Genomic DNA, 26,213 nt, shown 5'->3' with positions numbered 1-26,213 from the left:
CATATAAAAATGCCTAATCTAAAAAAACATATCCTTTTTAGTATTGTACTACTAAGCGCTATAATCAATAATAGCAACGCTCAATCTTCATATTGTATACCTACTAAAACAGATAACAATAAAGAGTTCTTTATAAGTAAGGTCAGTTTTGGGGACCTATTTCAAGACTCTAATAATACTGCCAAAGTATATGAATATTACAATACTTTGTCTACATCTACAGATGTGTATCTAGGGCAAAATTATGCTGCTTCTGTTAGGTATAATGTACAAAACAACAATCAAAGTACACTAAAGATATGGATTGATTTCAATAGCGATGGTGATTTCTCAGACAAAGGAGAAGTCGTTTATGTTAACACCGTTTCCGAACCTTACAGTTCAGACGGTATCATAAAAAATTTTCAAATAAACATACCTTCAACTGCTAAAACAGGTAAAACTAGAATGCGTATTGCTATCAATAGAAATAATTTAAGTGATGCCTGTAATGCAGAAAACCAAGTTGGAGAAACAGAAGATTACGATATTTATATAAAAGATGTTGCAGAAGCTCCAATTGCAAAAAGCATTAACAATATAGATCTTAATTTAGATGTTCTTGGAAATGCAACTATAACTACAGAAGACATTAACAATGGTTCCTATGATGCTTTTGACAGTTCAAATGGATTAGATTTAATATTCTCATTAGATAAGTATATTTTTGATTGTAACGATATTTCAACACCATCTACAGTTACTTTAACTGTAACAGATTCAGATGGATTAAAAGCTACGTCTACAACTACTGTAAACGTAAAACCTTATACTGGAAACTTTGTTACTCCTACTCTAGAAGATATAACAGAATATTGTTCTTATACAGCAATTACACCTGTAATGAACCTTAATTGTAATCAAGAAATTACAGCTACAACTACAGATCCTATCTCTTTTAAAACACCAGGTACTTATAAAATAGATTGGATATTTAATAATGGAACAACTACTAAAATTAGTACACAAAATATTACAATAAAAAATCCAGCAACACCTACCATTTCAATAACAAATATTAGTGAAACCACAGCTATAGTTCGCTGGGAATCTGAAGATGAAGGCCCTTTTATAATACAACATCGCCTAAAAGGAACTACTGATTGGAACGAAACTACTTCTAGCTTAAAATATAAAAAGATTACTGGTTTAGATGATGGTTTAGAATATGACGTACAAGTTAAAACAGCTACTACTTGTAGTAATGATTTTACAGGTATTATCACTTTTACAACAGTAGAAGTACAATATTGTAATGACGACGTAGATGTGAATAAGGACTCCAGATACTACATTTCTAATGTTAAGATTGGTAACATTAATAATTCTAGTGATAAAAATGCTGATGTATACAAATATTATAAAAATGTCTCAACAAATATTGTTGCAGGAGAAACTTTTTCTGGAGAAATAACGTATACTAGAGACCCTAATAATGATACATTTGTTACAGTTTGGATAGACTATAATAATAATGGTGATTTTTCTGACTCTGAGGATAAAGTTTTTAGCACATCCAATCCTGGTTCAGGAAATTCTAATAGTGTTTTTAATATAGCACTTACAGATATTTTAGTACCAGAAACTGCTACCCTTGGTAAAACAAGATTACGTGTAAGTATTAAACACACTTCAGCTCCAACTTCTGCATGTAATTTTGGTAGTCAAAGAGGAGAAATTGAAGATTACGACATTTACATTGGTCCTACTGATAACACCGCTTTTGAATCTGCTATGATTACGCAAGTGCTTCATTATGATACAACAGACAGATGGATAGAAGTTACAAATACAAACACCACAGAAACAATACCTGCAAACAAAATTGCTTTGGCATTATTTAAAAATGTGTCAGGAGACCTAACAGATGTTAAACCTTCTTCAACTTTTTACATAAATGCAGAAATAGCTCCAGGAGCATCAGTATTGATAAAAAAACCAAGTTCTAAAATTACTGCTATAAATGGCTTAGCAATAGAACAAGCTGCAATTACAGATTTTAGTGATAGTAAAGATATTATAATAACTACAAAAAAAATTGATGCAACAGCCTGGGAAAATAGGTATGATGTTGTCACTTCAATTAAAGACAACACCTCTTTAGTAAGAATAGACGAAGTATTAAAGCCAAACAAAAATTACGATTCCGAAGAATGGGTAACTTTTATAGATGATGATATCGCCACCTATCAATCTGGATCTGGTGCAGATATTATCAGTATAAGCAGACATCCACAAGCTCCATTAATTTCAGAGGTATTTAATTCTTCTAAAGAAGCAAATACCTTACTAGGCTTACATAGAATTGGTAAAACAACTACAAACTCTACTGAAACCCTACCTCTTTGGGATAATGGATATCCGGATAGATCTCGTTATGTACAAATAGATGAAAATTATAATCACATAAATAATAAACTAAGCGCTAGAAAACTAGAAGTAGATCTTAGTAAAGAATTAACAATAACAGATAATTTACTCGTTGTGAATAACAACATAAAATTAGACGGAAACATTCGTTTACTAGGTAACTCACAACTAGTACAAACTCATACCAATTCGACTAAAATTACTGGTAACGGAAAACTATTTGTAAATCAAGAATCTGAAGTCCCTAGTAAATATCGTTATAATTATATGAGTTCTCCTGTTACTACCATAGGTGAAAATACTTATACACTAGAAACAGTTTTTAAAGATGGTACCAATGCCAATGAGCCTAAAGAAATTGATTTTGTTTCTGGTTATGATGGTTCTTATAACGAAGGGCTTCTTAAACTAGCAGATTATTGGATTTATACATACGCTGCTGGAAGCAACGGAAGATCTAACTGGGAACATAAATATAAAAACGGAACCATAAATAAAGGTGATGGATATATATTTAAGGGGCCCGGACAAATACAAAACTACACATTTGTAGGTACACCTAATGATGGTAGTTTTACTACCGTAAATGAAATTAATAGCGGAGAATCTTATTTAATTGGAAACCCTTTTCCGTCCGCCATGAATGCTAGAAAATTTATTCAAGACAATATAAATACTACCACAGGTACGTTATATTTTTGGCAACACGTTGGTGAAGAGTCTACCAATGGAACAGCTGGTCATAACTTTGGAGGGTATATAGGTGGATATGCGTCTCAAAATAAAGATATGGCTACAAATGCATATGTTGCTAATTCAAATGATCCTGTAGAGATATTACTAGAAGCAGAAGAAGCAGAACATAATGGACTTATAATTAATTCGGGGACTATTAGTGCAGTTTCACTAAATGAATATGACTACCTAAAAATTAATAATATTTCTAACGGAATAGATACTTTAATAATAACCTATGCTAGTACTAACGACAAAGTTTTAAAACTAAAAGTAAATGACATCGAGAAAGGTGATATTACTTTTACGAATACAAATAATAATTATGTTGATAAAGTATTAACTTTATGTGTAGCAGCAGGTAGTGATATTACACTAACCTCTACAAATGATCAATCTAGTGTTAAAATAGACAAAATAACACTTATAAATAAGAATGGTGAAATTGATTGTGTTCCTAGTACAGGAGGAACTAGCTATGCAGACAAGTACAAAGCTCCAGAGCCTTATATTGCAATAGGACAAGGTTTTTTTGTAGAAGGTAGTAACACGAAAGGTAAAATTATTTTTAACAATAGTCAAAGAGCATATATTACAAAAGAATCTGAAGAATCTGTATTTTTTAAAAGTGATAAAAAGAAAACAACAGAAAAAACTGATAACTCTAGCCTGCCTATCTTAAAACTAGGCATGAACTACTCTAATGAGGTAGGAAACAATTATCATCGTCAAATAGGAATCTCTTTTAATCAAGAAAACTCTTTTGACTATGACAAAGGCTCCGATTCTGAAATGTACGATATGAATTCTACAGACTTCTATTGGAAGTTTCCGAATGATCAACGTAATTATGTAATTGCTGGTGTACAAGAAATATCTAATGAATTAGAAATACCTTTAGAAATTGTTGTTAGTAAAAATAGTGTAATCACTATTCGTATCGATGAAAAGAGTAACATCAATCAAAATGTATTCATTAAAGACAAACTTACGGGTAAAACACAAAAAATAAATAATGCTAGCGCTGCATTTCAACTACAAAAAGGCACTTACATTGATAGGTTTGTTTTGACCTTTACGAACGAAACAGGCACTGTATTAGATGTTGAAAACGATATACTAGCAAAAAACACAAACATCTACACAGACAATAAAAACAACCAGATTGTAATTTCTAAAAACAGTGACATAGAAATTAATAACGTAGCGTTATTTAATATTTTAGGTAAAAAAATAAGCCTTTGGAATATTAAAGAACAAAAAAATGATTACCAACTAGACATCTACAAACAATTACCAACAGGTATCTATGTTGTAAAAATGGACACTAATAAAGGTAACATAAATAAAAAAGTAATTATAGAATAAGCATTAAAAAGAATAAAGTCTATCAATTAAAGCTGAATAATGTTATCATTATTCAGCTATTTTTTGTTTAAAATTTCCTTTCAAATAAATAGTTAATTCTTAAAGTATACACTGAATACTTCAAGTGTTTATGCATTTTTTTAAACCAATATTTTTTATTATTAAATTCTCAACAAAAATCTATTTTTTAAAAGAATATACAATAATTACACAATATTTAATGATTTATACTCAAAAAATCAACCAGAATAAACATTATTTTATTATATTTAAACAATATTTATTTAATTTAATCCCCCAAAAAAATGAATAAAGATAAAAACCTATTAGAATTAATTTTTCAAGTATCTGATTTTTTTAAAACTCAATACTTCACAAACAAAAAAGAAATCTTGTTTTTAACCTTAACCCTATCATTGTTGTTCATTCCACAAACTTATGCGAACACAACACCTATAAAAACAGCATCTTTACTGTGTGAAGAAAGCGTTCCTATTTTAAGTACAATAGAAAGTCCTTTAAAAAATTACAGGACTAATAAATTAAAAACAACAAACACTGCAGAATTATTACCAATTATTAAGTTAGGATTTGAGTATAAAAATACAGATGACTTATTATTACATAGTCAAATAGCAGTTTCTTTTCAAGAATCAAATTCATTTGATTATGAGAAAGGATATGACTCTGAATCTTTTGAAACAAATGACACGCATATCTATTGGAAATTTTCTGATGATCATAGAAAATATGTAATTACTGGTGTACAAGAAATATCTGACGATTTAGAAGTTCCTTTAGAAATAACGATGGGCTATTCTGGAGAAGTAAATTTAATGCTAGATCAAATTCAAAATGTTTCTAGAGACATTTATATAAAAGATAAACTTACAGGAAACACCTATAACTTAGAAAACGGAAAAATCAATATAACCTTAGATAAAGGGGTCTGCACAGAACGTTTTGTTTTAGCTTTTAAAGAATCTGAAGCACTAAGTGTAGATAGAAATACACTAATGAAAGAAACAATTATATATGCTGATAATAAAAATCAAAACGTAATTATTTCTAAAAACCCAGAAGTAACAATATATAAAGTAGCCTTATATAATATTCTTGGTAAAAAAACCAATTTTTGGGAAATTAAAGAACTAAAAAACTCTTACCAATTAGCAATTAATAATCAAATACCAACGGGTATTTACATTGTAAGGTTAAATACAGATAAAGGCATCATAAATAAGAAAGTGCTATTTTGATAAATAAATAAATGACACACAACCAATAACTAAACAACCTAACTCAACTCATGATTGCACTCATCCAAACTCCCCCAATCAACCCACCTCCAGGTCTAGAGATAGAACTGGCATTTTAACACTAATTATCTTAGCCGTATCATATGGTATTTATACCATAAAAAGTACAAAAAAATTAGTCATTAAATAATTGCTTATAGCAAAGGAAAGTTAGATCGATATCTATTTAACTTTCCTTTGTTTTATTTAAAACAGATTCATTTATGACAACAATTACCATTAATAAAAGAAAACACAAAACACTATAAATAATACTGAATCTTATTAAAACCTATCTAAAGTTAAAAATGAATCAAAACTAATGATTCGTAAGGCAGATTTTGTACATTTGTGCATTATATTCAAAAGAAATAATGAGATTACACAGAAACTTAACTTTTGCAGTTATTGACAGCATAAGAGATATATTTAATGAAGGTGTTTATGCTGATAAAGCAGTAGAAAAAGCTTTAAAGCGAGATAAACGTTGGGGAGCAAGAGACCGTAAATTTGTAGCAGAAACCATATACGACATTGTTCGTTGGAATCGTTTATATAGCGAAATTGCAGAAGTAAAAACGCCTTATGATAGAGACAATATCTGGAGATTATTCTCTGTATGGTGTATTCTAAGAGGAATTGCATTACCAGATTGGAATCAAATTGGTGATGTACCAGAAAGAAGAATAAAAGGGCGTTTTGCTGAATTATCTAAAACAAGAAAGTATAGGGAATCTATACCTGATTGGATGGATGAAATGTGTTCTAAAGAATTAGGTGAAGAAGTTTGGACTAAAGAAATTGCAGCTTTAAATGTACAAGCAAGTGTAATTTTAAGAACAAACACGCTAAACATTACTAGAGGCGCACTTCAAAAGAAATTAAGAGCAGAAAATGTACTTACAGAATTTGTACCAAACCATCCTGATGCTTTAATTTTACCTGAAAGAGCAAATGTATTTAAAACAGAAGCTTTTCATGCTGGTTATTTTGAAGTTCAAGATGCATCATCACAACTTGTTGCTGCTTATTTAGACGTTAAACCAGGTATGAAAGTAATTGATACTTGTGCAGGTGCAGGAGGTAAAACATTGCATTTATCTGCTTTAATGGAAAATAAAGGTCAAATTATTGCCATGGATATTTACGAAAGTAAATTGCGTAAATTAAAAGTTAGAGCAAAAAGAAATAAAGCACACAACATAGATATGCGTGTTATAGATTCTACAAAACCTATTAAGAAATTACAAGGTAAAGCAGACAGAGTTTTAATTGATGCTCCTTGTTCTGGTTTAGGTGTTATCCGTAGAAACCCAGATTCTAAATGGAAATTACAGCCAGAGTTTATAGAAAACATAAAGAAAATACAACAAGATGTTTTACAACAATATTCTACAATGGTAAAACCAGGCGGAAAAATGGTGTATGCTACTTGTTCTGTATTACCATCAGAAAACCAAGAACAAGTTAATCATTTCTTAACATCCGATGCAGGAAAAGACTTTACATTTGTATCCGATAAAAAAGTACTTGCACATATTTCTGGTTTCGACGGATTTTACATGGCACTTTTAGAAAGAAAATAAAAAAAACAAAGGACTATATTTATTGCTGATATAGTCCTTAATTGCTGAAAAAGAAAGTACTTATTTTTAACTTAATTTTATTATCTATGGTAAAAAAACTACTTCTTTTTATTTTAACAATTACATCTTTAACTTCCTACACTCAAGAAGATTATTACGATGATGTAAATTTACAATTAACAGGCATCAATTTAAAAGATGCTTTAGCAACCAAGATTATTAGCACACATTCCAATATGTTAAGCTATACTCCTGGTGTTTGGGCTGCTTCTAAAATTACAGATAGAGTTATTGATGAGCCAGACTCTGTTGTTTTAATTTACGGTTGGGAAAATGGTTCTGATAGTGATATTACTAATGACAGAACTAGAGATAATTCTTTACAAGATGCCGGTACAGGTGCTACTTTTGTATGGAATAGAGAACATGTATTCTCTAAATCGCTTGCTAACCCAAGTTTAATTACAGACAACCCAGGTGCGGGAACAGATGCACATAATTTAAGACCCGCAGACAAAAATAGAAACTCAGAAAGAAACAACTACAAATTTGCATTAGATAGTGGAAACTCAGGGCGTTCTTCTATTACTTACAATGGTCCTGATGGTGCAGACACAAGAGGTTGGTATCCTGGAGATGAATGGAAAGGAGATGTTTCTAGAATTATAATGTATATGTACTTGCGTTATGGTAGCCAATGTTTACCAACAAATGTTGGTGTTGGAGATTCTCAATTTACGCCTGATGATATGATTGACTTGTTCTTAAAATGGAACAGAGAAGATCCTGTTTCTGATATTGAAAAAGAAAGAAACAACTATCATGAAAATACTTCAAATACCTATGCACAAGGAAACAGAAATCCATTTATAGACAACCCTTTTTTAGCTACTAGAATTTGGGGAGGAGAAAACGCAGAAGATACTTGGGGAATTTATACAAGTAGTGATACAGAAGCTCCTACTGCACCAACTAATGTTACTTTAAGCAACCAAACCTTAACTTCTATAGATATTTCCTGGACTGCTTCTACAGATAATATTGGCGTTGCACAATATCAAGTGTATGTTAATGATGTTTTAACCAAACAAACAACAACAGCTACCTCTGCCTCTATTACAGGTTTAGAAACAAATACAACTTATAATTTTAAGGTAATTGCTAAAGATTTAATTAACAAATCTGAAGCAAGTAATGAAGTGGTCGGTACAACCTTAGCAGATACTACAGCACCATCAATTCCTACAAACGTTACCATTACAGACATCACAGATAGTTCTTTTAATATAAACTGGTCTGCATCTTCCGATAACAACGAAGTAGCTGGTTATGATATTTTTATTGATGGAACCTTTAAAGAAACTTCTACTACAACTACTTATGCTGTTATTGGTTTAGCAACATCTACTACTTATAGTATAACGGTTTTAGCAAAAGATAAAGATGATAATAAATCGGCACAAAGTACTGCCGTAAATGCAACAACAACAGATGGAGCATCTGGAGGTTCTGCTTCAGAATTATTTTTCTCTGAATATTTTGAAGGTGACGGAGGAACAAACAAAGCATTAGAAATTGTTAATTTAACTGGAGGTACAGTAAGTTTATCTGGTTATGTAATAAAACTAGATAGAAATGATACTGGCGAATGGGTATCTCCACTAGCACTAGATAGCGGAACTGTTAAAAATATTGTTCCCGGAGATGTTTTTGTAATTGGAAATGGAAAGAACTCAATTCCTGAATTACAAACTTATTCAGAAACAAATACCATTGGTCAGGTAGATTTAGTACAACCAGTTATTGAAGAAACGAACTGGGGGCAACCTGTAAACTTTACAGGTAATGACGCCATTGGTTTATTTAAAGATAACGTATTAATAGATATTATAGGAGAATTTGGTAACGGCGCTAATTTTGCAGTAAACAAAACATTAAGAAGAAATGGTGATATCAGTGCACCAAATACAACTTTTGATTTACAAGGTGAATGGACACCTTTCCCTGCAAATACTGCAGACGGTTTGGGTAGCCATACTAGTACTTTAACAACTACTAAAAACACTTTTGAAAGTTTTAAAATGTTTCCGAATCCAACAAATGGAAGTACCATTTACTTTAGTGTTACAAAAGAGGCAAAAATTACTATTTACAATGTATTAGGTAAATTGATATCAACCTCAGAAATTACTAAAAGTAAAAACTCTATTGATATTTCAGATTTATCAAAAGGAGTTTATATCCTTAAAATTAATTCTGAAGAACAATTTATCACTAAAAAATTAATTAAAAAATAATACATTTTTTTAAACTTAACAAACACAAACCCCATGAAAAAAACATTACTTATACTTTTATTATTCTCTTCATTCTTAATGAATGCGCAAGCAGAATCTTATTATGACGATGTAGATTTAACAAAATCTGAACTAGAACTAAAAGAAGCGTTAGCAGTTAAAACAATAGCAGCACATACAAACATACTATCTTATGGTTGGCCAGCTTTACAAGCAACAGATGTCAACCCAGAAAATGACCAAGAAGTATTATTAATTTATGGATATTCTACATCTGGCACAACTGCCAGAACAAGAGGTATTTATGAAAACGGAAGTGGTTCTAATGATTGGAATAGAGAACACACCTATGCAAAGTCTTTAGGAACGCCTAATCTAGGTACTGCTGGACCTGGTGCAGATGCACATCATTTACGTCCATCTGATGTTGGTTTTAATGCTCAAAGAAGTAGTCTAAGATTTGCAGATGGTTCTGGTAATGCTGGTCCAGTTTCTGGAGGATGGTATCCTGGAGACGAATGGAAAGGTGATGTTGCTAGAATGATGATGTACATGTACATTCGTTATGCTGACCAATGTAAACCAACCGGTGTTGGTGTTGGAAATCTTGTTGGACCAGACGATGAAATGATCGATTTATTCTTAGAATGGAACGTAGAAGATCCTGTATCAGATTTTGAAAGACAAAGAAATACGTATCATGATTCTAATGAAACGTATGCACAAGGAAATAGAAATCCTTTTATAGACAATGCATACTTAGCTACTAGAATTTGGGGAGGAGATAATGCTTTAGATTCTTGGGGAATCTATTTAACTCCAGATACAGAAGCTCCTACAGTACCTACAGATATTTCTCTTAGCAATATTACCACTTCAACTATAGACGCCTCTTGGACGGCATCTACAGATAATGAAGCTGTAACAAGATATGAAGTTTTTGCTAATGGTGTATTACAAGGTAACACAGCAACAACAACATACACCTTAACGGGTTTAACACCAAATACATCTTATAGTATTACTGTTTTAGCTAAAGATATTGCAGATAATAAATCAGCTCAATCTGTAGCTGAAAATGCGACCACATTATCAGATGTTACAGCTCCATCAGTACCTACAGATATTACTATTTCTAATCAAATTAGTTCTGGTTTTAAAATAAACTGGACAGCTTCTACCGATGATTCAGGTGTAGCTAGTTATGATATTTTTATAGATGGATCTTTAAAAGAGACAGTACAAAGTACAGAATACCAAGTTACAGGCTTAACGGCATCAACTACATATAATGTAACTATTTCTGCAAAAGATATTGCAGGCAATGTTTCTGAACAATCAGAAACTGTACAAGCGATAACAGGAACAGAAAATACTGGAACATCTTGTGGTGAAGAAACTTTTGAATTGATGCCAACTAACGATAGTTCATATTCTACCAGAACTTGGACGGGTGATAATGGACTAGAATGGACTGCTACTTTGGCTAGAACAGATCAAGAGTTAAATGGTAGAGCAATTGCTTTTGATGTTAGAGACAGTAAAACGGGTTCACTTACTTCATCTACATTTGCAGGCGGAATAGGAAGTTTAACAGCTTCAACTTTACGTGCTTTTACAGGAGGTTCTGGTACATTAGATGTTTTAGTGAACGGAAATATAGTAGGTACATTACCTTATGGTGATGAAATTCAAACAACAACAATTTCAGATATTAATATTTCTGGTGATGTAACTGTTGTTCTAAATGAATCTAGCTCTGGAGGTGATCGTGTAATCATAGACGATTTAACTTGGACTTGTTTTTCTACTTTAAGTACAGGCGAAGATCTATTTAACTCTTTTAAAATGTACCCAAACCCAACAGACGGTAATAAGGTTTATTTTAAAATAACAGAAAGTGCAGAGCTTAAGGTTTACAATGTTTTAGGAAAGTTGATTAAAAAAGCGACTATTAACTCTAACAACAATAGCATAGATACTTCTAACTTAACGAAAGGAATATACTTAGTGAAAATAAAATCTGAAAATCAATCGATAACAAAAAAATTGATAAAGAATTAATTACTACATTATCTTAAAAAAAAGACTGCTTCGGCGGTCTTTTTTTTTGGTTTATAACCTCGTGAATAACTCTTAAATTTCAGTAAATTAAATCATTAGTATTAAATTGAAAAAAAGTAAATTTGCATTTTACAACAACACCCAAATAAAACACAATAATGATTCATTTCTTTGGAAATATAGACAGTAAAATATTCGCTGTTCAAACAACAAAAAAATTAAGTACAGAAACGACTGCTAAATTAACTTGGTTATTTGCAGATCAACCAAAAATAGAAGAAACTTCAATTGATGCTTTTTTTGTAGGGCCAAGAGCAGCAATGATTACGCCTTGGAGTACCAATGCTGTAGAGATCACTCAAAATATGGGTATTTCAGACATCATCAGAATAGAAGAATTTACAGCTTCTACAGAAGAGTTTTCTGACTTTGACCCAATGATTTCTGAGAAATTTAATGGCTTAAATCAAGATTCATTTACCATAGAAATTCAACCTGAAGCAATCTTAGATATCGAAGATATTGCTGCTTACAACAATCAAGAAGGTTTATCTTTAAGTGATGAAGAAGTAGCATACCTAGAAAGTGTTGCTACTAAAATAGGAAGAAAATTAACAGATTCTGAAGTATTTGGTTTTAGCCAAGTAAACTCAGAACACTGTAGACATAAAATATTTGGCGGAACATTTGTTATTGATGGAGAAGAACAACCTACTTCCCTATTCAATATGATTAAAGAAACCTCTAAACAATTTCCTAACGATATTGTTTCTGCATATAAAGACAATGTTGCTTTTGTAAAAGGGCCAAAAGTGGAACAATTTGCACCTAAAACGGCGGATAAACCAGACTTTTATCAAACACAAGATTTTGAATCTGTAATATCTTTAAAAGCAGAAACACATAATTTCCCAACAACTGTAGAGCCTTTTAACGGAGCTGCAACAGGTTCTGGTGGAGAAATTAGAGATAGATTAGCAGGAGGAAAAGGATCTTTACCTCTAGCAGGAACAGCGGTTTATATGACTTCTTATTCTCGTTTAGAAGCTTCTATCGACTCCGTTAAGAATTCTAGATATTGGGAAAACAAATTTGAAGCTAGAGATTGGTTGTACCAAACTCCAATGGATATTTTAATAAAAGCATCAAACGGAGCATCAGATTTTGGAAACAAATTCGGTCAACCTTTAATTACAGGTTCTGTTTTAACTTTTGAACACGAAGAAAATTCTTCTGTAAGTGATTCTCCTGCAAGAAAACTTGGTTTCGACAAAGTAATCATGCAAGCTGGTGGAATTGGATACGGAAAAGCAGATCAAGCTTTAAAAGACACGCCAAAAGAAGGCGATAAAATTGTAATTCTTGGTGGTGAAAACTACAGAATTGGAATGGGTGGAGCAGCAGTTTCTTCTGCAGATACTGGTGAGTTTGCATCAGGAATTGAGTTAAACGCTGTACAACGTTCTAATCCAGAAATGCAAAAACGTGCTGCTAATGCAGTTCGTGGAATGGTAGAAAGTGAAGAAAACTTTATTGTTTCTATTCACGATCATGGTGCTGGTGGACATTTAAATTGTTTATCAGAATTGGTAGAAGATACAGGTGGAAAAATCGATTTAGATGCTTTACCGGTTGGAGATCCTACACTATCAGCTAAAGAAATTATTGGTAACGAGTCTCAAGAAAGAATGGGATTAGTAATTGCTGATAAACATTTAGAAACTTTACATAAAATTGCAGATAGAGAGCGTTCTCCTATTTACGATGTTGGTGTAGTTACTGGTGATAATCGTTTTACTTTCGAATCTAAATCTACTGGTGTAAAACCAATGGACTTAGCCTTAGAAGATATGTTTGGTTCTTCTCCTAAAACTGTTTTAACAGACAAAACAGTGATCAGAAAATATAAAAATCCACGTTATAAAACCAAAAATTTAGAAATCTATTTAAAACAAGTGTTGCAGTTAGAAGCTGTTGCTTGTAAAGATTGGTTAACAAATAAAGTAGACCGTTGTGTTGGTGGTAAAGTTGCCAAACAACAATGTGTTGGACCGTTACAAATTCCATTGAACAACGTTGGTGTAATGGCATTAGATTATAAAGGAAAAGAAGGTGTTGCAACAAGTATTGGGCACTCTCCTATTTCTGCTTTAATTAGTCCAGAAGCTGGTTCTAGAAATGCAATTACAGAATCTTTAACCAACTTAATTTGGGCACCTTTAAAAGATAACTTAAAAAGTGTTTCTCTTTCTGCAAATTGGATGTGGCCTTGTAAAAATGAAGGTGAAGATGCTCGTTTATACAAAGCTGTAAAAGCCGTTTCAGAATTTTCTATTGGTTTAGGAATCAATGTTCCTACAGGAAAAGATTCTTTATCAATGAAACAAAAATATACAGATGGAGAAGTAATTGCTCCAGGAACTGTAATTATTTCTGCAGCAGGAAACTGTAATGCAATTAGTAAAGTGGTAGAGCCTCTTTTACAAGTTGATGGTGGAAATATCTATTATATTAATATTTCTCAAGACGAATTTAAATTAGGTGGAAGTTCATTTAATCAAACATTAAATGCGATTGGAAACGAAGCGCCAGATGTTACAGATGTAGCGTATGTAAAAACGGTTTTTAACACCATTCAAGATTTAATTAAAGCTGATAGAATTAACGCAGGACACGATGTTGCTTCTGGTGGTTTAATTACTACTTTATTAGAAATGTGTTTTGCTGATGTAAATTTAGGAGCAGATTTTAATATATCTGCTTTAAATGAAGAAGATGCTATAAAAGTATTATTCTCAGAAAATTCAGGAATTGTTTTTCAAGCAGATGCTTCTGTAGAAACAATTTTATCAGAAAATAACATTGAATTTTTCAATATTGGTACTGCAAATAATACAGGAAAAGTAAATATTCAAAATAATGAAGATGCATTCTCTTTTGATGTTACAGAAATGAGAGACGTTTGGTATAAGACTTCTTTCTTATTAGATCAAAAACAAACTGCTAATAATTTAGCACAAGATCGTTTTGATAATTATAAAAATCAGCCTTTAACGTATAAATTCCCAGAGAATTTTACAGGTAAATTACCTGTAATAGGAAAAGACAAACCAAAAGCTGCAATCATTCGTGAAAAAGGTTCTAATTCTGAACGTGAAATGGCAAATGCAATGTATTTAGCTGGTTTTGATGTAAAAGATGTACACATGACAGATTTAATTTCCGGTCGTGAAACATTAGAAGACATTCAGTTTATTGGTGCTGTTGGTGGTTTCTCTAATTCTGATGTTTTAGGTTCTGCTAAAGGTTGGGCAGGAGCATTTAAATACAACGAAAAAGCAAACACTGCTTTAAAAAACTTCTTTAAAAGAGAAGATACATTGTCTGTTGGTATTTGTAATGGTGCACAATTATGGATGGAATTAGAATTGATTAATCCAGACCATAAAGTACATGGTAAATTAGGTCATAATGATTCTCATAAGCACGAAAGTTCTTTTACTTCTGTAAAAATTCAAGAAAACAACTCTGTAATGTTATCTAGTTTAGCAGGAACAGAATTAGGGGTTTGGATTTCTCATGGAGAAGGAAAATTTAACTTACCAGAAGCTGAAGAAAATTATAGCATCGTTGCTAAATATGGTTATGCAGGATACCCAAATAACCCAAATGGTTCTGACTTTAACACTGCAATGATGTGTGATAAGTCTGGAAGACATTTAGTTACAATGCCTCATATTGAGCGTTCTACTTTTCAATGGAATTGGGCGAATTACCCAACAGACAGAAAAGATGAAGTTTCTCCTTGGTTAGAAGCATTTGTAAATGCTAAAAACTGGTTAACAAAATAATTGAGTAAAAAAGTATATCTAAAAGGGCTTTTTTTAAGCCCTTTTTTTGGCTTTAAAAACAAGTCTATTTAATTAAGTACAATGAGAGTTCCAAAAAAATATCAGTTTATAGTTGAATTAGGTAAAGCCCTACACACTTATGGTATTCCATCCTATAAAATTCAGTCTTACCTAACAGAAGTTGCACAAAACAAAGGTATAACAGGTAGTTTTATGGATTTACCTACATGGATAAATTATGTTTTTTATGATGAGAAAAATTCTTATAATTATGTAGAATGTATTCCTCCTGGATCTTTAAATTTAGGGGCTTTTTCTCGAATTGACGAACTGACTAATAAAGTTATTGATTCTAAAATTGATGAAAGTGCCATTAATGAAGAATTAAATATTATTCATGCTAAAACCAAAGAAATAAATCATTTTTATTTATTTCTCGCATATACTTTTGCTGCAGGTTCATTTAGTTTGATGATTGGTACCAATTGGGTGTCTTTTATTTTTTCTTTATTATTAGGTTCTATCACTTACCTACTCGTTTACTTAGCTACAAAATCTAAGTATGTAGAAAATGTATTCGAGTCTTTATCTGCTTTAGTAATAACTGTTATCTGTTGCCTTTTATCCTTAGTTTTTCCTGACTTTAATTTAGGTTTGACAATATTAGCCTCCATCATTATTTTTATTCCAGGATTGGCAATTACAACCGCATTAGAAGAAATAACTTCTAAAAGTTTAGTGTCGGGAAGCGCAAAGCTTTTTGATGCTATGATTGTACTGTTTAAACAATTTTTTGGAGTAATTCTTGGATTAGGCTTAATGACTTCTTTAATTGATATTGATCTAACTCACTATGTGTCTGATATGCCAAAATGGACTTTATTTTGTGCCATTCCTATATTTTCTATCACGGTTTTACCGATATTTCAAGTCCGTAAAAAAGATATATTTTTTGGAGTTTTAACAGGAGTCCTCGCTTTTTTTATTACGGTATTTTTATCATCGGTTTTAGGGATATTAGTAAGTACTTTTGTTGGTACGTTAGCCGTTGTTGGTATTAGTAGACTGTTCGGCAGAATTTCTAAAACACCAAAATCTGTATATTTAACACAAGGTATTATTATGCTTGTACCAGGAAGCAAGTCTTTTATGGGCTTAAGTAATTCTTTTTTTAATCCTTCTATTACTGCTTCTGCAAACATTTTTGAAGAGGTCGCTTTTATATTAATGGCTATCATTGGTGGATTACTTTTTGCAGGTACTTTTAGAGAAAGAAAACCTAGAAAAAAATTAATTGAAACTAATAATTAAGATCTTTTTTTTACGTTAAAACTAAAAAAATCTTAGAAATCTATTTGTAGTTTTTCTTTTTCATTCTAGAGCGCATTTGCCTTCTTAACAACAAAAATCCGTTGCTTAATTTTCTTTTTTTCTTTAATACGGGAATACTTAAAGTAACTAATAGAGCAATACAAGCTGCAGAGCCTAATCCACCTCCAAAGCCACTGAAATAGGTGCTTGTATTAAAATAAATAATCGTAAAAACAACACCTGAAAACCCGATTAATATATAATCAGACATAATTTTAGAAGATACCATACCTATAAAAGAAGCTCCAAAACAAACTAATGGTAAATTTTCTGTTAAGTATGTAGATAATAAATTAGGAAATACTAAAACAAAAACTCCTACAAAAACACCAACTAAAGAAGAGGACCTAACGGGTCCTTGTTTATATTTTATTTGTAAAAGAAAAGTGATGATAGAAGAAAGCCCTCCTATTATTAATAATATAAAATAATCTATAGCCATCTAGAAATTATAAATGTGATAAAAAATGCAAGGGTAACTCCTCCAAAAGCTAAGGTCCCTAATTTTCCGCCAAAACCATGAAAAGCATCTTTTGTACCTACTAACAGAAAACCAGTTATAACACTTGCTAGGGCTATAAATATATAATCCGGAGCAATATTAACATTTGTCATTCCTACAAAAGCACCACAATAAACAGCCGTAGGCATTCCTTTAATAAAGTTATTCTTTTTAAAAAAGGTAGGAACAAAACTAACAACTAAACCTACTAAACTTGCTGCTAAAACACTACTTAATTTAAATGAAACACTTAAAACGTAGGTAATAATTGCTCCAAAAAAAACAAATGCGACAGTTAGCACATGTTCTAAATCATGATTTTTAGCTTTTAACGATGTTTTCTTATACCTAATTAAAAGCAAAACAATTACCAAAACAACAAATACAGAAACATAAATGTTCTGTTGTTTTTCATATAATATTGCTGCTAAAAAACCTAAATGGCTTAATAATATTAAACTGAATGAAAGCTGTTTTACGTGCTTTTTAAGCATAAAATGTATTAAATTTATAAGCTGCAAAAATACTTAAATTACTTGTGTAAGCTTTCTTATTTAAGAGCATTTTAATAAATTTTTGAGTAACTTATATAAACCAATTAAGTTTAAAGTGTATTGCAGAATATCATTGTTTTTAACAAGTAAAAAAACAATAACATCTTACATAAAAAAACAGCTTTTAGAAAACTCTAAAAGCTGTTTTGCGTTAGGGATTGCAGCGATATCCTTTTTACTTTTTCAGTAAAAAGATATAGCGGAAAGCCCGACCTTTGGGAACGCCATAATGCTAAATCAATTTTCTAATGGTAGATTCTCCAATAACAATTCCCTTTTTTAGTTGCCCATTTCCCTTATATAAAATAGTTGCTTCTCCATAAGAATTTACTTTAATTAGTTCTGATGCATGTAACTGAAATATACCGTTTCCATAGGCTGTAATTTTGGTTTCTCTGGTTAGAACTTCTGTTGCCATGACTTTACTTGCACCGTAGGCTTTAATTTTTTGCTTATTAACATTCCCTTTTTCCATCTTTAAAAAACTATCACCATAAATAGAAATATCTAAGTTATCAACTTCAATTGTAGGAATGGTAACTTCTGATTTTCCATATAATCTTAAAATACATTTATTTTGATTTAATGGAGTTTGGAATGTGATTTTTTCTTCACCTCTTATAGAAAAGAGGTCTACATCTACATAAGTAATAATTAAACTTACTACTCTATTATTATATAAAGGAACTTTCTTTTCGTAATTTTTAGTCACTCTTTTTTTGTTTTTTGTATAAGTTTTAGCGCCTTCTAAATAGACTTGTAATGTTCCTTTATTTAATTCGTACTTAAACTTCTTTACAGGAACGCTTATAGCTTCTATTACAATACTGGCTTTAGTCCCTTTTATAAAAACAGCTTCTATATGTGGACTCACAATAATTTTATTAAAATTAGTACTTAGCGGAATCGTTTCTTGTGCATTTGCATTATTGTTTAAAAATAGCAGGCTTAAAAAGAAAGTAATAAATTTAAATTTCATAATTTTTATTTTAAAATTGACGGTTACACGTAATTTATCATTTTATAACTACGCTATTACTACGTAAAAGACTAATCGGTTTTTAATATGTTACTCTTTTTTATATTTTTACTGATATTATTTATTACAAAAGAAAAAACAAGTAAAGTATTAGGCAACAAATCTGTTGTTTATTGCTGTATAACAAATTAAAAATAACTCATTCTAAAAGAACCTTAAAAAATAATTTCACTCTTATTTTTTAAGCATAATTCCCCCCAATAATAGAAAGTGGTTACTAAAATAATTATTGAAATCTATCTATATGAGTCAAAAACATAACTGATCATAAATAAATTTAGGTTAAAATAATTATTTATATTTAAGAAATTAATCCCTATGAATTTAAAATATTATAATACTGAAACTACTTCTCATTTAGTGGACGAATTTTATAGTGTTGAATACTCAGAAAAAGTTACGCCTCTAAAAACAACCATAATTCCTATGGCATTTTCTAGCATTGCTTTTTTCTATTCTGGAAACCAATATACCATTCAGAATAAAAATAAAAAAGAATTAAATGGTCTTACCATATTTGGTCAATTTATTAAATCTTTCCCGCTTTTTATTGACAACTTAGGGTTCTGTTGCGGAATTAGTTTTAAACCTACAACACTCTTTAAATTAACCAATATTGATCTTTCTCTATTAACAAACGATCATGCTTCATTAGAATCTGTAGAACGAGATGTATCAAAAAAATTAAAAACTATTTTTTTAAACAATGCAGATGATTCTGAAAAGCTATTTAAAGAAATTTCTATTTGTTTAAACTATCTACCTATTCTAGAAAATAAAGATACTATAATCATTGATAGCGTTATTAATGAAATTAATAAAAGAGAAGGGTTGTTATCTGTAAATGAAATTTTAAAGACTGTTCCTTTTGGCCAAAAAACATTAGAAACAAAATTTAAAAAAATGGTTGGTTTAACACCTGGAAAATATATTCAGATAAAACGTTTTGTAAATTTAATGCGAAAATATGAAAAGGAGCAAATAGATTTAAAAGACTTAATATATATGTATGATTACTATGATGAATCACACTTTGCTAAAGACTTTAAATTATTTACTTCAAAATCCTTCAAAAATTATTTTCAAGAAGATTACATTCTTGTAAAAAAAGCTTTAAAAAATAACAGTTACGATTTTTTACAATAGACTAATTATTACTAGAACTATATTTGTCTTTCTATTTATACAATTATAAAATATTTTGGGGGAAGTATTTTACAATTGTAATACAAAGTATATTTGCTATGGAGTTTAAAAAGATCAAATTTAATTATTTGGTCTTTTTTGCATTTTAAAAACACTTTAATATATACGTAATTAAACTACTATTTATTTTTCATAATGTGTCACAACTTAAAAAAAAAAAGGTCTCTTATATGTAAACCATCTAATATTAAAGATATGAAAAATAAAAAACTACTACTTGCTTTCACTTTATTACTAATCTCTACTGTTACAGTTGCACAGAAAAAAATAGATGCTTCTAAAATTATGGAAGACATAAAAACAGGAAAATCAATTTCAATTAATAATGCAACTATTATTGGAGTGTTAGATTTCACTTATATGAAGGAAGCTCTTAAAAAAACATCTCATAAAAAGAAAAGTAGTTGGTTTAATTGGAATTCTAATAGTTCTACCAACGAAATCAAAAAAATTATAGATGTAAATGTATCATTTACAAACTGTACTTTTATAGATGATGTTTTAGCATATATACCAGATGAAGACACTGGATTAACTTTTACTGCTAGCTTTGAGAATGAAACAATTTTTAAAAACTGCCTATTTGAAAGTAAAGCAATGTTTAAATACTCTCGTTTCGAAAAAAACACAGATTTCTCTGGAAGTAATTTTAAAGATGATAGCACGTTTAAATATGCTAAATTTGATAGAGAAATTAGTTTTGCTAATACCACCTTTCATGAAATAGCTACTTTTAAATATGCAAAGTTCAAAAATTCAACAAGTTTTAATGATGTCCTATTTAAAGATGATGCTACTTTTAAATATTCACAATTTTTAGATGGTGTAAATTTCAAAAACACAATTTTTAAAGAAAACTTAAATATTAAATACATGAAAGTTTCTGGTAAATTTGATATTACAAATATAAAAGTAGGCTATGAAATTGATTCTAAATACACCAAAATAAACGGAAAAAGCTTCAATAAATCCATATTAGATAAAAAATAGGTATTTATACCTGCATTAATATCTACAATTAATTCTAAATTGCACTCGTAATGGAAGAGGTTGGAATTAGGGGGCTAACCAAAACCGTATATAGCTAGCTTTTAAACAAAAGCTAGCTTTTTTTTGTAAAAAAACCAAATATTTATTATAAATATCAGTAATATAGGTTTTTATGATAAATAATAGAATACAGAAAAAACAAAAAACAACTTAAAATAGAATACTCATAAGTAAATAATCTATTCATTAATAATATGAATATATTGTTATATAAATTTTATATTATTCTTAATAAAAAACTCTTATAATAAGTATTTGTTAAATCAATCTAAAATTGCTAATTTGCCTACTTCAATTATAATATGAATATATGGCAATAGAAGTTACAAGATTATTCGATTTCCCTTATTACCAATTAGAAACCTATAATTTAGAAAAAGCATTTATTTCTAAGGCAAGTGGTAATTGGCAATCTATTACTACGCAACAATATATTGATCAAGCCAATCAAATAAGTAGAGGCTTAATTAATCTAGGTGTAAAACCAAACGACAAAATAGCCGTAATTTCATCTACAAATAGAACAGAATGGAACATTTGTGATATTGGAGTACTACAAACTGGTGCACAAAATGTACCAATATATCCAACTATTTCAGAAGATGATTATGAATATGTTCTAAATCATTCAGAGTCTATTTATTGCTTTGTTTCAGATATAGAAGTGTTAAAAAAAATTAATAAGATAAAGAGTAACACAAGTTTAAAGGCTGTTTTTACTTTTGATGATATAAAAGGTGAAAAAAGTTGGAATGAGATTTTAGAATCTGGAAAAGACACAAGTAATCAAAATGTTGTTGAAGAAAGAAAAAATAATGTAAAAACAGATGATCTAGCTACCTTAATTTATACATCTGGTACAACAGGTAAACCTAAAGGAGTAATGTTATCTCATAGAAATATTGTTAGCAATGTTTTAAGTTCAGAAAAACGGGTACCCTTTGATTATGGAAAATCTAAAGGATTAAGTTTTTTACCTATTTGTCACATTTTTGAACGCATGATTTTATATCTATATCAATATTGTGGAGTTTCTATTTATTTTGCAGAATCAATTGAAAAATTATCTGAAAATGCACAAGAAATAAAACCAACAGTAATGACTGCGGTTCCTCGTTTGTATGAAAAAATTTACGACAAAATAATTTTAAAAGGAGAAGCATTAACAGGCATAAAAAAAGGATTGTTCTTTTGGGCTGTAAATTTAGGTTTAAAATACGAACCAAATGGAGCAAATGGTTGGTGGTATGAAACTCAACTAAAATTAGCTAGAAAACTAATTTTTTCTAAATGGCAAGCTGCTTTAGGCGGAGAATTAAAATTAATGGTTTCCGGAAGTGCAGCACTTCAACCGAGATTAACAAGAGTATTTGCAGCAGCAGGAATGCCAATAATGGAAGGATATGGTTTAACAGAAACATCTCCTGTAATCTCTGTAAATGACCAAAGAAATAAAGGCTTTAAAGTAGGTACCGTTGGTAAAATAATAGATAAAGTTGAAGTAAAAATTGCTGAAAACGGTGAAATTTTAGTAAAAGGACCTAATGTAATGTTAGGATATTATAAAGATTCAGAGAGAACAGAAAGTGTTTTAAAAGGAGGATATTTTTACACTGGAGATAAAGGTGAGCTAGATAGCGAAGGCTTCTTAAAAATTACCGGTAGAACTAAAGAAATGTTTAAAACTTCTGGAGGTAAATATGTTGTTCCACCATTATTAGAAGGAGAATTAAAGCAATCTTTATTTATAGAGCAAGTAATGGTTATTGGAGAAGGAGAAAAAATGCCAGCTGCTTTTATACAACCAAATTTTGATTTTATAAAAGAATGGATTAAGCATAAAAACTTAAATATTGGTACAAGTAATAAAGAAATAGCTAATTCGCAAATTGTTATTGACCGTATTCAGAAAGAAGTAGATAAGTGTAACTTAAACTTTGGTAAATGGGAACAAATAAAACGTTTTGAACTTACACCAGACGTATGGTCAATTGAAGACGGACATTTAACACCAACCATGAAAATGAAACGTGCAATTATTAAAGAAATCTATAAAGAATTATTTGATAAAATTTATAAATCTTAATTCTATATGACACTATCCTAAAAAGTGTGTAAGTTCAAAATTTCAGGGTTAGGTTATTTATAACTTAATCCTGTTTTCAAATATAGCTAAAAATTGATTTAGTATCACTCCCCAATTTCTGATTGGCATGGTCCATTTTTTAGTGCTTTCTCTCAAAGCTAAAAACACGGATTTCATAACTGCTTCATCGGTTGGAAACGAGAGTTTGTTTTTTGTGTATTTCCGTATCTTTCCATTTAGGTTTTCTATAAGATTTGTGGTGTAGATTATGGTTCTTATTTCAATAGGAAAATCAAAGAATACTGTAAGCTCATCCCAATTATTTTCCCAACTTTTAATGGCGTAAGAATATTTAGAATCCCATTTAGTTTTGAAGTCATTTAAAGCAGCTTTGGCAGCTTCTTTTGTAGGAGCAGTATAGATTTGCTTCATGTCACGAGTAAATTCCTTTTTGTCCTTCCAGACCACGTAACGACACGAATTTCTTATTTGATGCACAACACAAATTTGAGTCGTTGATTTCGGAAAAATAGTTTTAATAGTATCCGTAAATCCATTTAAATTATCGGTAGCTGTGATAAGTATATCTTGAGTTCCTCGAGCTTTAATATCGGTTAAAACACTCATCCAAAAGGCTGAAGATTCATTTTTACCTAACCATAATCCTAGGACTTCCTTTTTGCCATCTGTTCTCAGGCCTACTGCAATATAAATAGTCTTGTTTATGACTTTAGAGTTTTCCCTAACTTTAAATACGATGCCATCCATCCAAACAATTAGGTAAGTGGCCTCCAAAGGCCTGTTCCGCCAAGCAATAACATCTTCTGTAATCTTATCTGTAATCCTTGAAATAGTGGATGTAGAAATATTAAAATCGTACAGCTCACGTATTTGTTCTTCAATATCACTGTTACTCATGCCTTTGGCATAAAGCGATATAATAATATTTTCGATGCCTTCTGTTGTACTTTCTCTTTTCTTTACAATTAAAGGATTAAAAGAACTATCACGGTCTCGAGGAACTTGAATCTCTGTTTCTCCTAAAACGGATTTTAATTTCTTTTTAGTGTAACCATTTCGAAGGTTGGCTGCTTTACTTTTTTTGTGCTTATCGTAGTCTAAATGGGCATCTAGTTCCCCTTCTAGTAACTTCTCAATACCACGTTTGTGCAACTGTTCTAAAAAGGATGTTAGCTCTGGTGCATTCTTGAATTGTTTTAAAAAGTCTTCGTTTAATAAATCTTCTGGTTTCATAAGTGTGTAAAAGTTAAAATTAATGAATAAAAAAATCTCAGATTAATATTTAACCTGAGATTTTAAAACTTACACAGTTTATGAGATACTGCCTTCTATATTTTAATTTCATTGAAATGAGCGTAAGTTTAATAATAAAACTTTACGCTCATTTTTAGTTTAACCAAATAACTATTATATCGGTTATAGTTTGTAGCCTTAAACTTTAAAAATATGTTCGAAATTAGAGTTACTCTTCTTTTAATTAATATTTAGGGCGTGCCCATTTTCTACAAAATAAGTAAATTATAAAAAATAGAATATAAATGGTCAGGCTATCCGTTACAAGTCCTCGTTCGTGCCTCACTGTGGGCTTTCCCCTACTATCCTTCACGCAAAAACAACAAGTTAAAGACGTATTTACCTTTTAACGTTTACATACTATTACTAGAAGTTGTTTAAACTGCTTATACTAAAATTATGCCTTATAAAACATTCTCATTGAATCAATAAATAGCAGAAAACTTATAAGGTTATACGTGAAATTGGTAAGAGACTCTATATATACGATCAAAAATCAGTGATGTAATCGTTATCATAAATAATCGATAAGATCCTTAATTAACTTAATCCATCAAAAAGAAATATTACTTAATAATTAAAGGTATTCTTATAACAAGAGCATACCTTTTATATCCTAAGCGATTAATACCTATAACAATATTATAAAGTTAACAGTACATCAAAAAAATAGAAAAAAAACTAAACTTGTTTTATTTATTAAAATCAAAAAGAATGTAAAATTAATACTTCATAAAAAATTAGAGATTCAAGTTAACAATAGACAAATATCCTTATACATTAACCAAACTAAAAAAAACACTTCGTAAACATATATTTAAAATAGATTTCAATTGATTTTTTTTATCTATTACTAAACCTATACTTGATAAATTTTATCAGAAATATATTAGAACAGGCTTAACAATAACACCAGCCAATTAAGATTATAAGGTCAAAAAACAGCAGATATTAATGATACCTTTTTGCAGTATGTCTAATGCAAATAAACCATTTAAATTTAGAGCAAAAAAAAACCTCAATTCGTAAGAATTGAGGTTTAAGATCTTGATTTCTCAAGATTAAAGAAAGGCGGCGACCTACTCTCCCACATAAATGCAGTACCATCGGCGCGATTGGGCTTAACTTCTCTGTTCGAGATGGGAAGAGGTGAGCCCCAATGCTATAACCACCCTAAAATTTTCAGCTAAATTTATTTAACTGTATAAGTTAACATATGGTAAAATAATATCTAAATCGTCTAATAAATAAAGAGTCTATGCTCCCGCCTTTCGGCGGGAAGCGTACATAAGTCTATGGGTTATTAGTATCACTTGGCTATGACATTACTGCCTTTACACCTATGACCTATCAACGTTGTAATCTCCAACGACCCTTTAAAGAAATCTCATCTTGTGGTGGGTTTCGCGCTTATATGCTTTCAGCGCTTATCCCTTCCCGACGTAGCTACCCTGCTATGCTTCTGGCGAAACAACAGGTACAC

14 protein-coding genes and 2 rRNA genes (1 of these 16 cut by a window edge) are annotated in these 26,213 nt (G+C 30.4%); 10 read left to right on the top strand and 6 right to left on the bottom strand.

Annotation, left to right across the window (positions count from 1 at the left end):
- Window positions 1-9: 9 nt before the first annotated feature.
- The 7 genes from WG945_RS00190 to WG945_RS00160 all read left to right on the top strand — a co-directional run bounded on the left by WG945_RS00190 (window position 10) and on the right by WG945_RS00160 (window position 16,919).
- Window positions 10-4,512, top strand: coding sequence for a GEVED domain-containing protein (locus tag WG945_RS00190; RefSeq protein WP_068448558.1), 4,503 nt, complete (start codon window positions 10-12; stop codon window positions 4,510-4,512).
- Between the two features lie 305 nt (window positions 4,513-4,817).
- Entirely contained in the window at window positions 4,818-5,771 is a 954-nt protein-coding gene (locus tag WG945_RS00185) for a T9SS type A sorting domain-containing protein (protein ID WP_068448559.1), read from the top strand.
- 413 nt (window positions 5,772-6,184) lie between these two features.
- Window positions 6,185-7,396 (top strand): RsmB/NOP family class I SAM-dependent RNA methyltransferase, encoded by a 1,212-nt coding sequence (locus WG945_RS00180; protein WP_068448560.1) that lies wholly within the window; start codon window positions 6,185-6,187, stop codon window positions 7,394-7,396.
- A gap of 86 nt (window positions 7,397-7,482) precedes the next feature.
- Window positions 7,483-9,693, top strand: coding sequence for an endonuclease (locus tag WG945_RS00175; protein ID WP_068448561.1), 2,211 nt, complete (start codon window positions 7,483-7,485; stop codon window positions 9,691-9,693).
- A 33-nt stretch (window positions 9,694-9,726) separates the two neighbouring features.
- On the top strand, window positions 9,727-11,757 hold the full coding sequence (locus WG945_RS00170) for an endonuclease (RefSeq protein ID WP_082864174.1): 2,031 nt from the start codon (window positions 9,727-9,729) through the stop codon (window positions 11,755-11,757).
- Window positions 11,758-11,915: 158 nt separating this feature from the next.
- A complete protein-coding gene (purL, locus tag WG945_RS00165; protein ID WP_068448563.1) occupies window positions 11,916-15,608 on the top strand; it encodes a phosphoribosylformylglycinamidine synthase in 3,693 nt (1,230 codons plus the stop codon).
- Window positions 15,609-15,689: 81 nt separating this feature from the next.
- Complete coding sequence (locus WG945_RS00160) at window positions 15,690-16,919, top strand: threonine/serine ThrE exporter family protein (RefSeq protein ID WP_068448564.1); 1,230 nt, start codon at window positions 15,690-15,692, stop codon at window positions 16,917-16,919.
- Window positions 16,920-16,959: 40 nt separating this feature from the next.
- Here WG945_RS00160 and WG945_RS00155 read toward each other — a convergent pair whose 3' ends face one another.
- The 3 genes from WG945_RS00155 to WG945_RS00145 all read right to left on the bottom strand — a co-directional run bounded on the left by WG945_RS00155 (window position 16,960) and on the right by WG945_RS00145 (window position 19,014).
- Complete coding sequence (locus WG945_RS00155; RefSeq protein WP_068448565.1) at window positions 16,960-17,421, bottom strand: hypothetical protein; 462 nt, start codon at window positions 17,419-17,421, stop codon at window positions 16,960-16,962.
- Window positions 17,412-17,975 (bottom strand): hypothetical protein, encoded by a 564-nt coding sequence (locus tag WG945_RS00150; protein ID WP_068448566.1) that lies wholly within the window; start codon window positions 17,973-17,975, stop codon window positions 17,412-17,414. Before WG945_RS00150 ends, WG945_RS00155 begins: the two co-directional genes overlap by 10 nt.
- Window positions 17,976-18,267: 292 nt before the next feature.
- Entirely contained in the window at window positions 18,268-19,014 is a 747-nt protein-coding gene (locus WG945_RS00145) for a GIN domain-containing protein (protein ID WP_082864175.1), read from the bottom strand.
- Window positions 19,015-19,392: 378 nt separating this feature from the next.
- On the opposite strand from WG945_RS00145, the gene WG945_RS00140 reads away from it, so the two are divergent.
- From WG945_RS00140 to WG945_RS00130, 3 genes are all read left to right on the top strand, one after another.
- Window positions 19,393-20,220, top strand: coding sequence for a DUF6597 domain-containing transcriptional factor (locus WG945_RS00140; RefSeq protein ID WP_068448568.1), 828 nt, complete (start codon window positions 19,393-19,395; stop codon window positions 20,218-20,220).
- Between the two features lie 255 nt (window positions 20,221-20,475).
- Complete coding sequence (locus WG945_RS00135) at window positions 20,476-21,270, top strand: pentapeptide repeat-containing protein (protein WP_068448574.1); 795 nt, start codon at window positions 20,476-20,478, stop codon at window positions 21,268-21,270.
- Window positions 21,271-21,640: 370 nt separating this feature from the next.
- Window positions 21,641-23,416: an AMP-dependent synthetase/ligase gene (locus WG945_RS00130; RefSeq protein WP_068448569.1), complete on the top strand. Its 1,776-nt coding sequence runs from the start codon at window positions 21,641-21,643 to the stop codon at window positions 23,414-23,416.
- Window positions 23,417-23,473: 57 nt separating this feature from the next.
- On the opposite strand, the gene WG945_RS00125 is transcribed toward WG945_RS00130, so the two are convergent.
- From WG945_RS00125 to WG945_RS00115, 3 genes are all read right to left on the bottom strand, one after another.
- Window positions 23,474-24,670, bottom strand: a complete 1,197-nt coding sequence (locus WG945_RS00125) for an IS256 family transposase (protein WP_038527458.1) — start codon at window positions 24,668-24,670, stop codon at window positions 23,474-23,476.
- Between the two features lie 1,126 nt (window positions 24,671-25,796).
- Window positions 25,797-25,906, bottom strand: a 5S ribosomal RNA gene (rrf, locus tag WG945_RS00120).
- Between the two features lie 107 nt (window positions 25,907-26,013).
- A 23S ribosomal RNA gene (locus tag WG945_RS00115) occupies window positions 26,014-26,213 on the bottom strand (it continues 2,685 nt past the right edge of the window).

It is taken from the genome of Polaribacter atrinae (assembly GCF_038023995.1).
GTDB classification, from domain to species: domain Bacteria; phylum Bacteroidota; class Bacteroidia; order Flavobacteriales; family Flavobacteriaceae; genus Polaribacter; species Polaribacter atrinae.
This window is presented reverse-complemented; position numbering and strand designations above follow the sequence as displayed.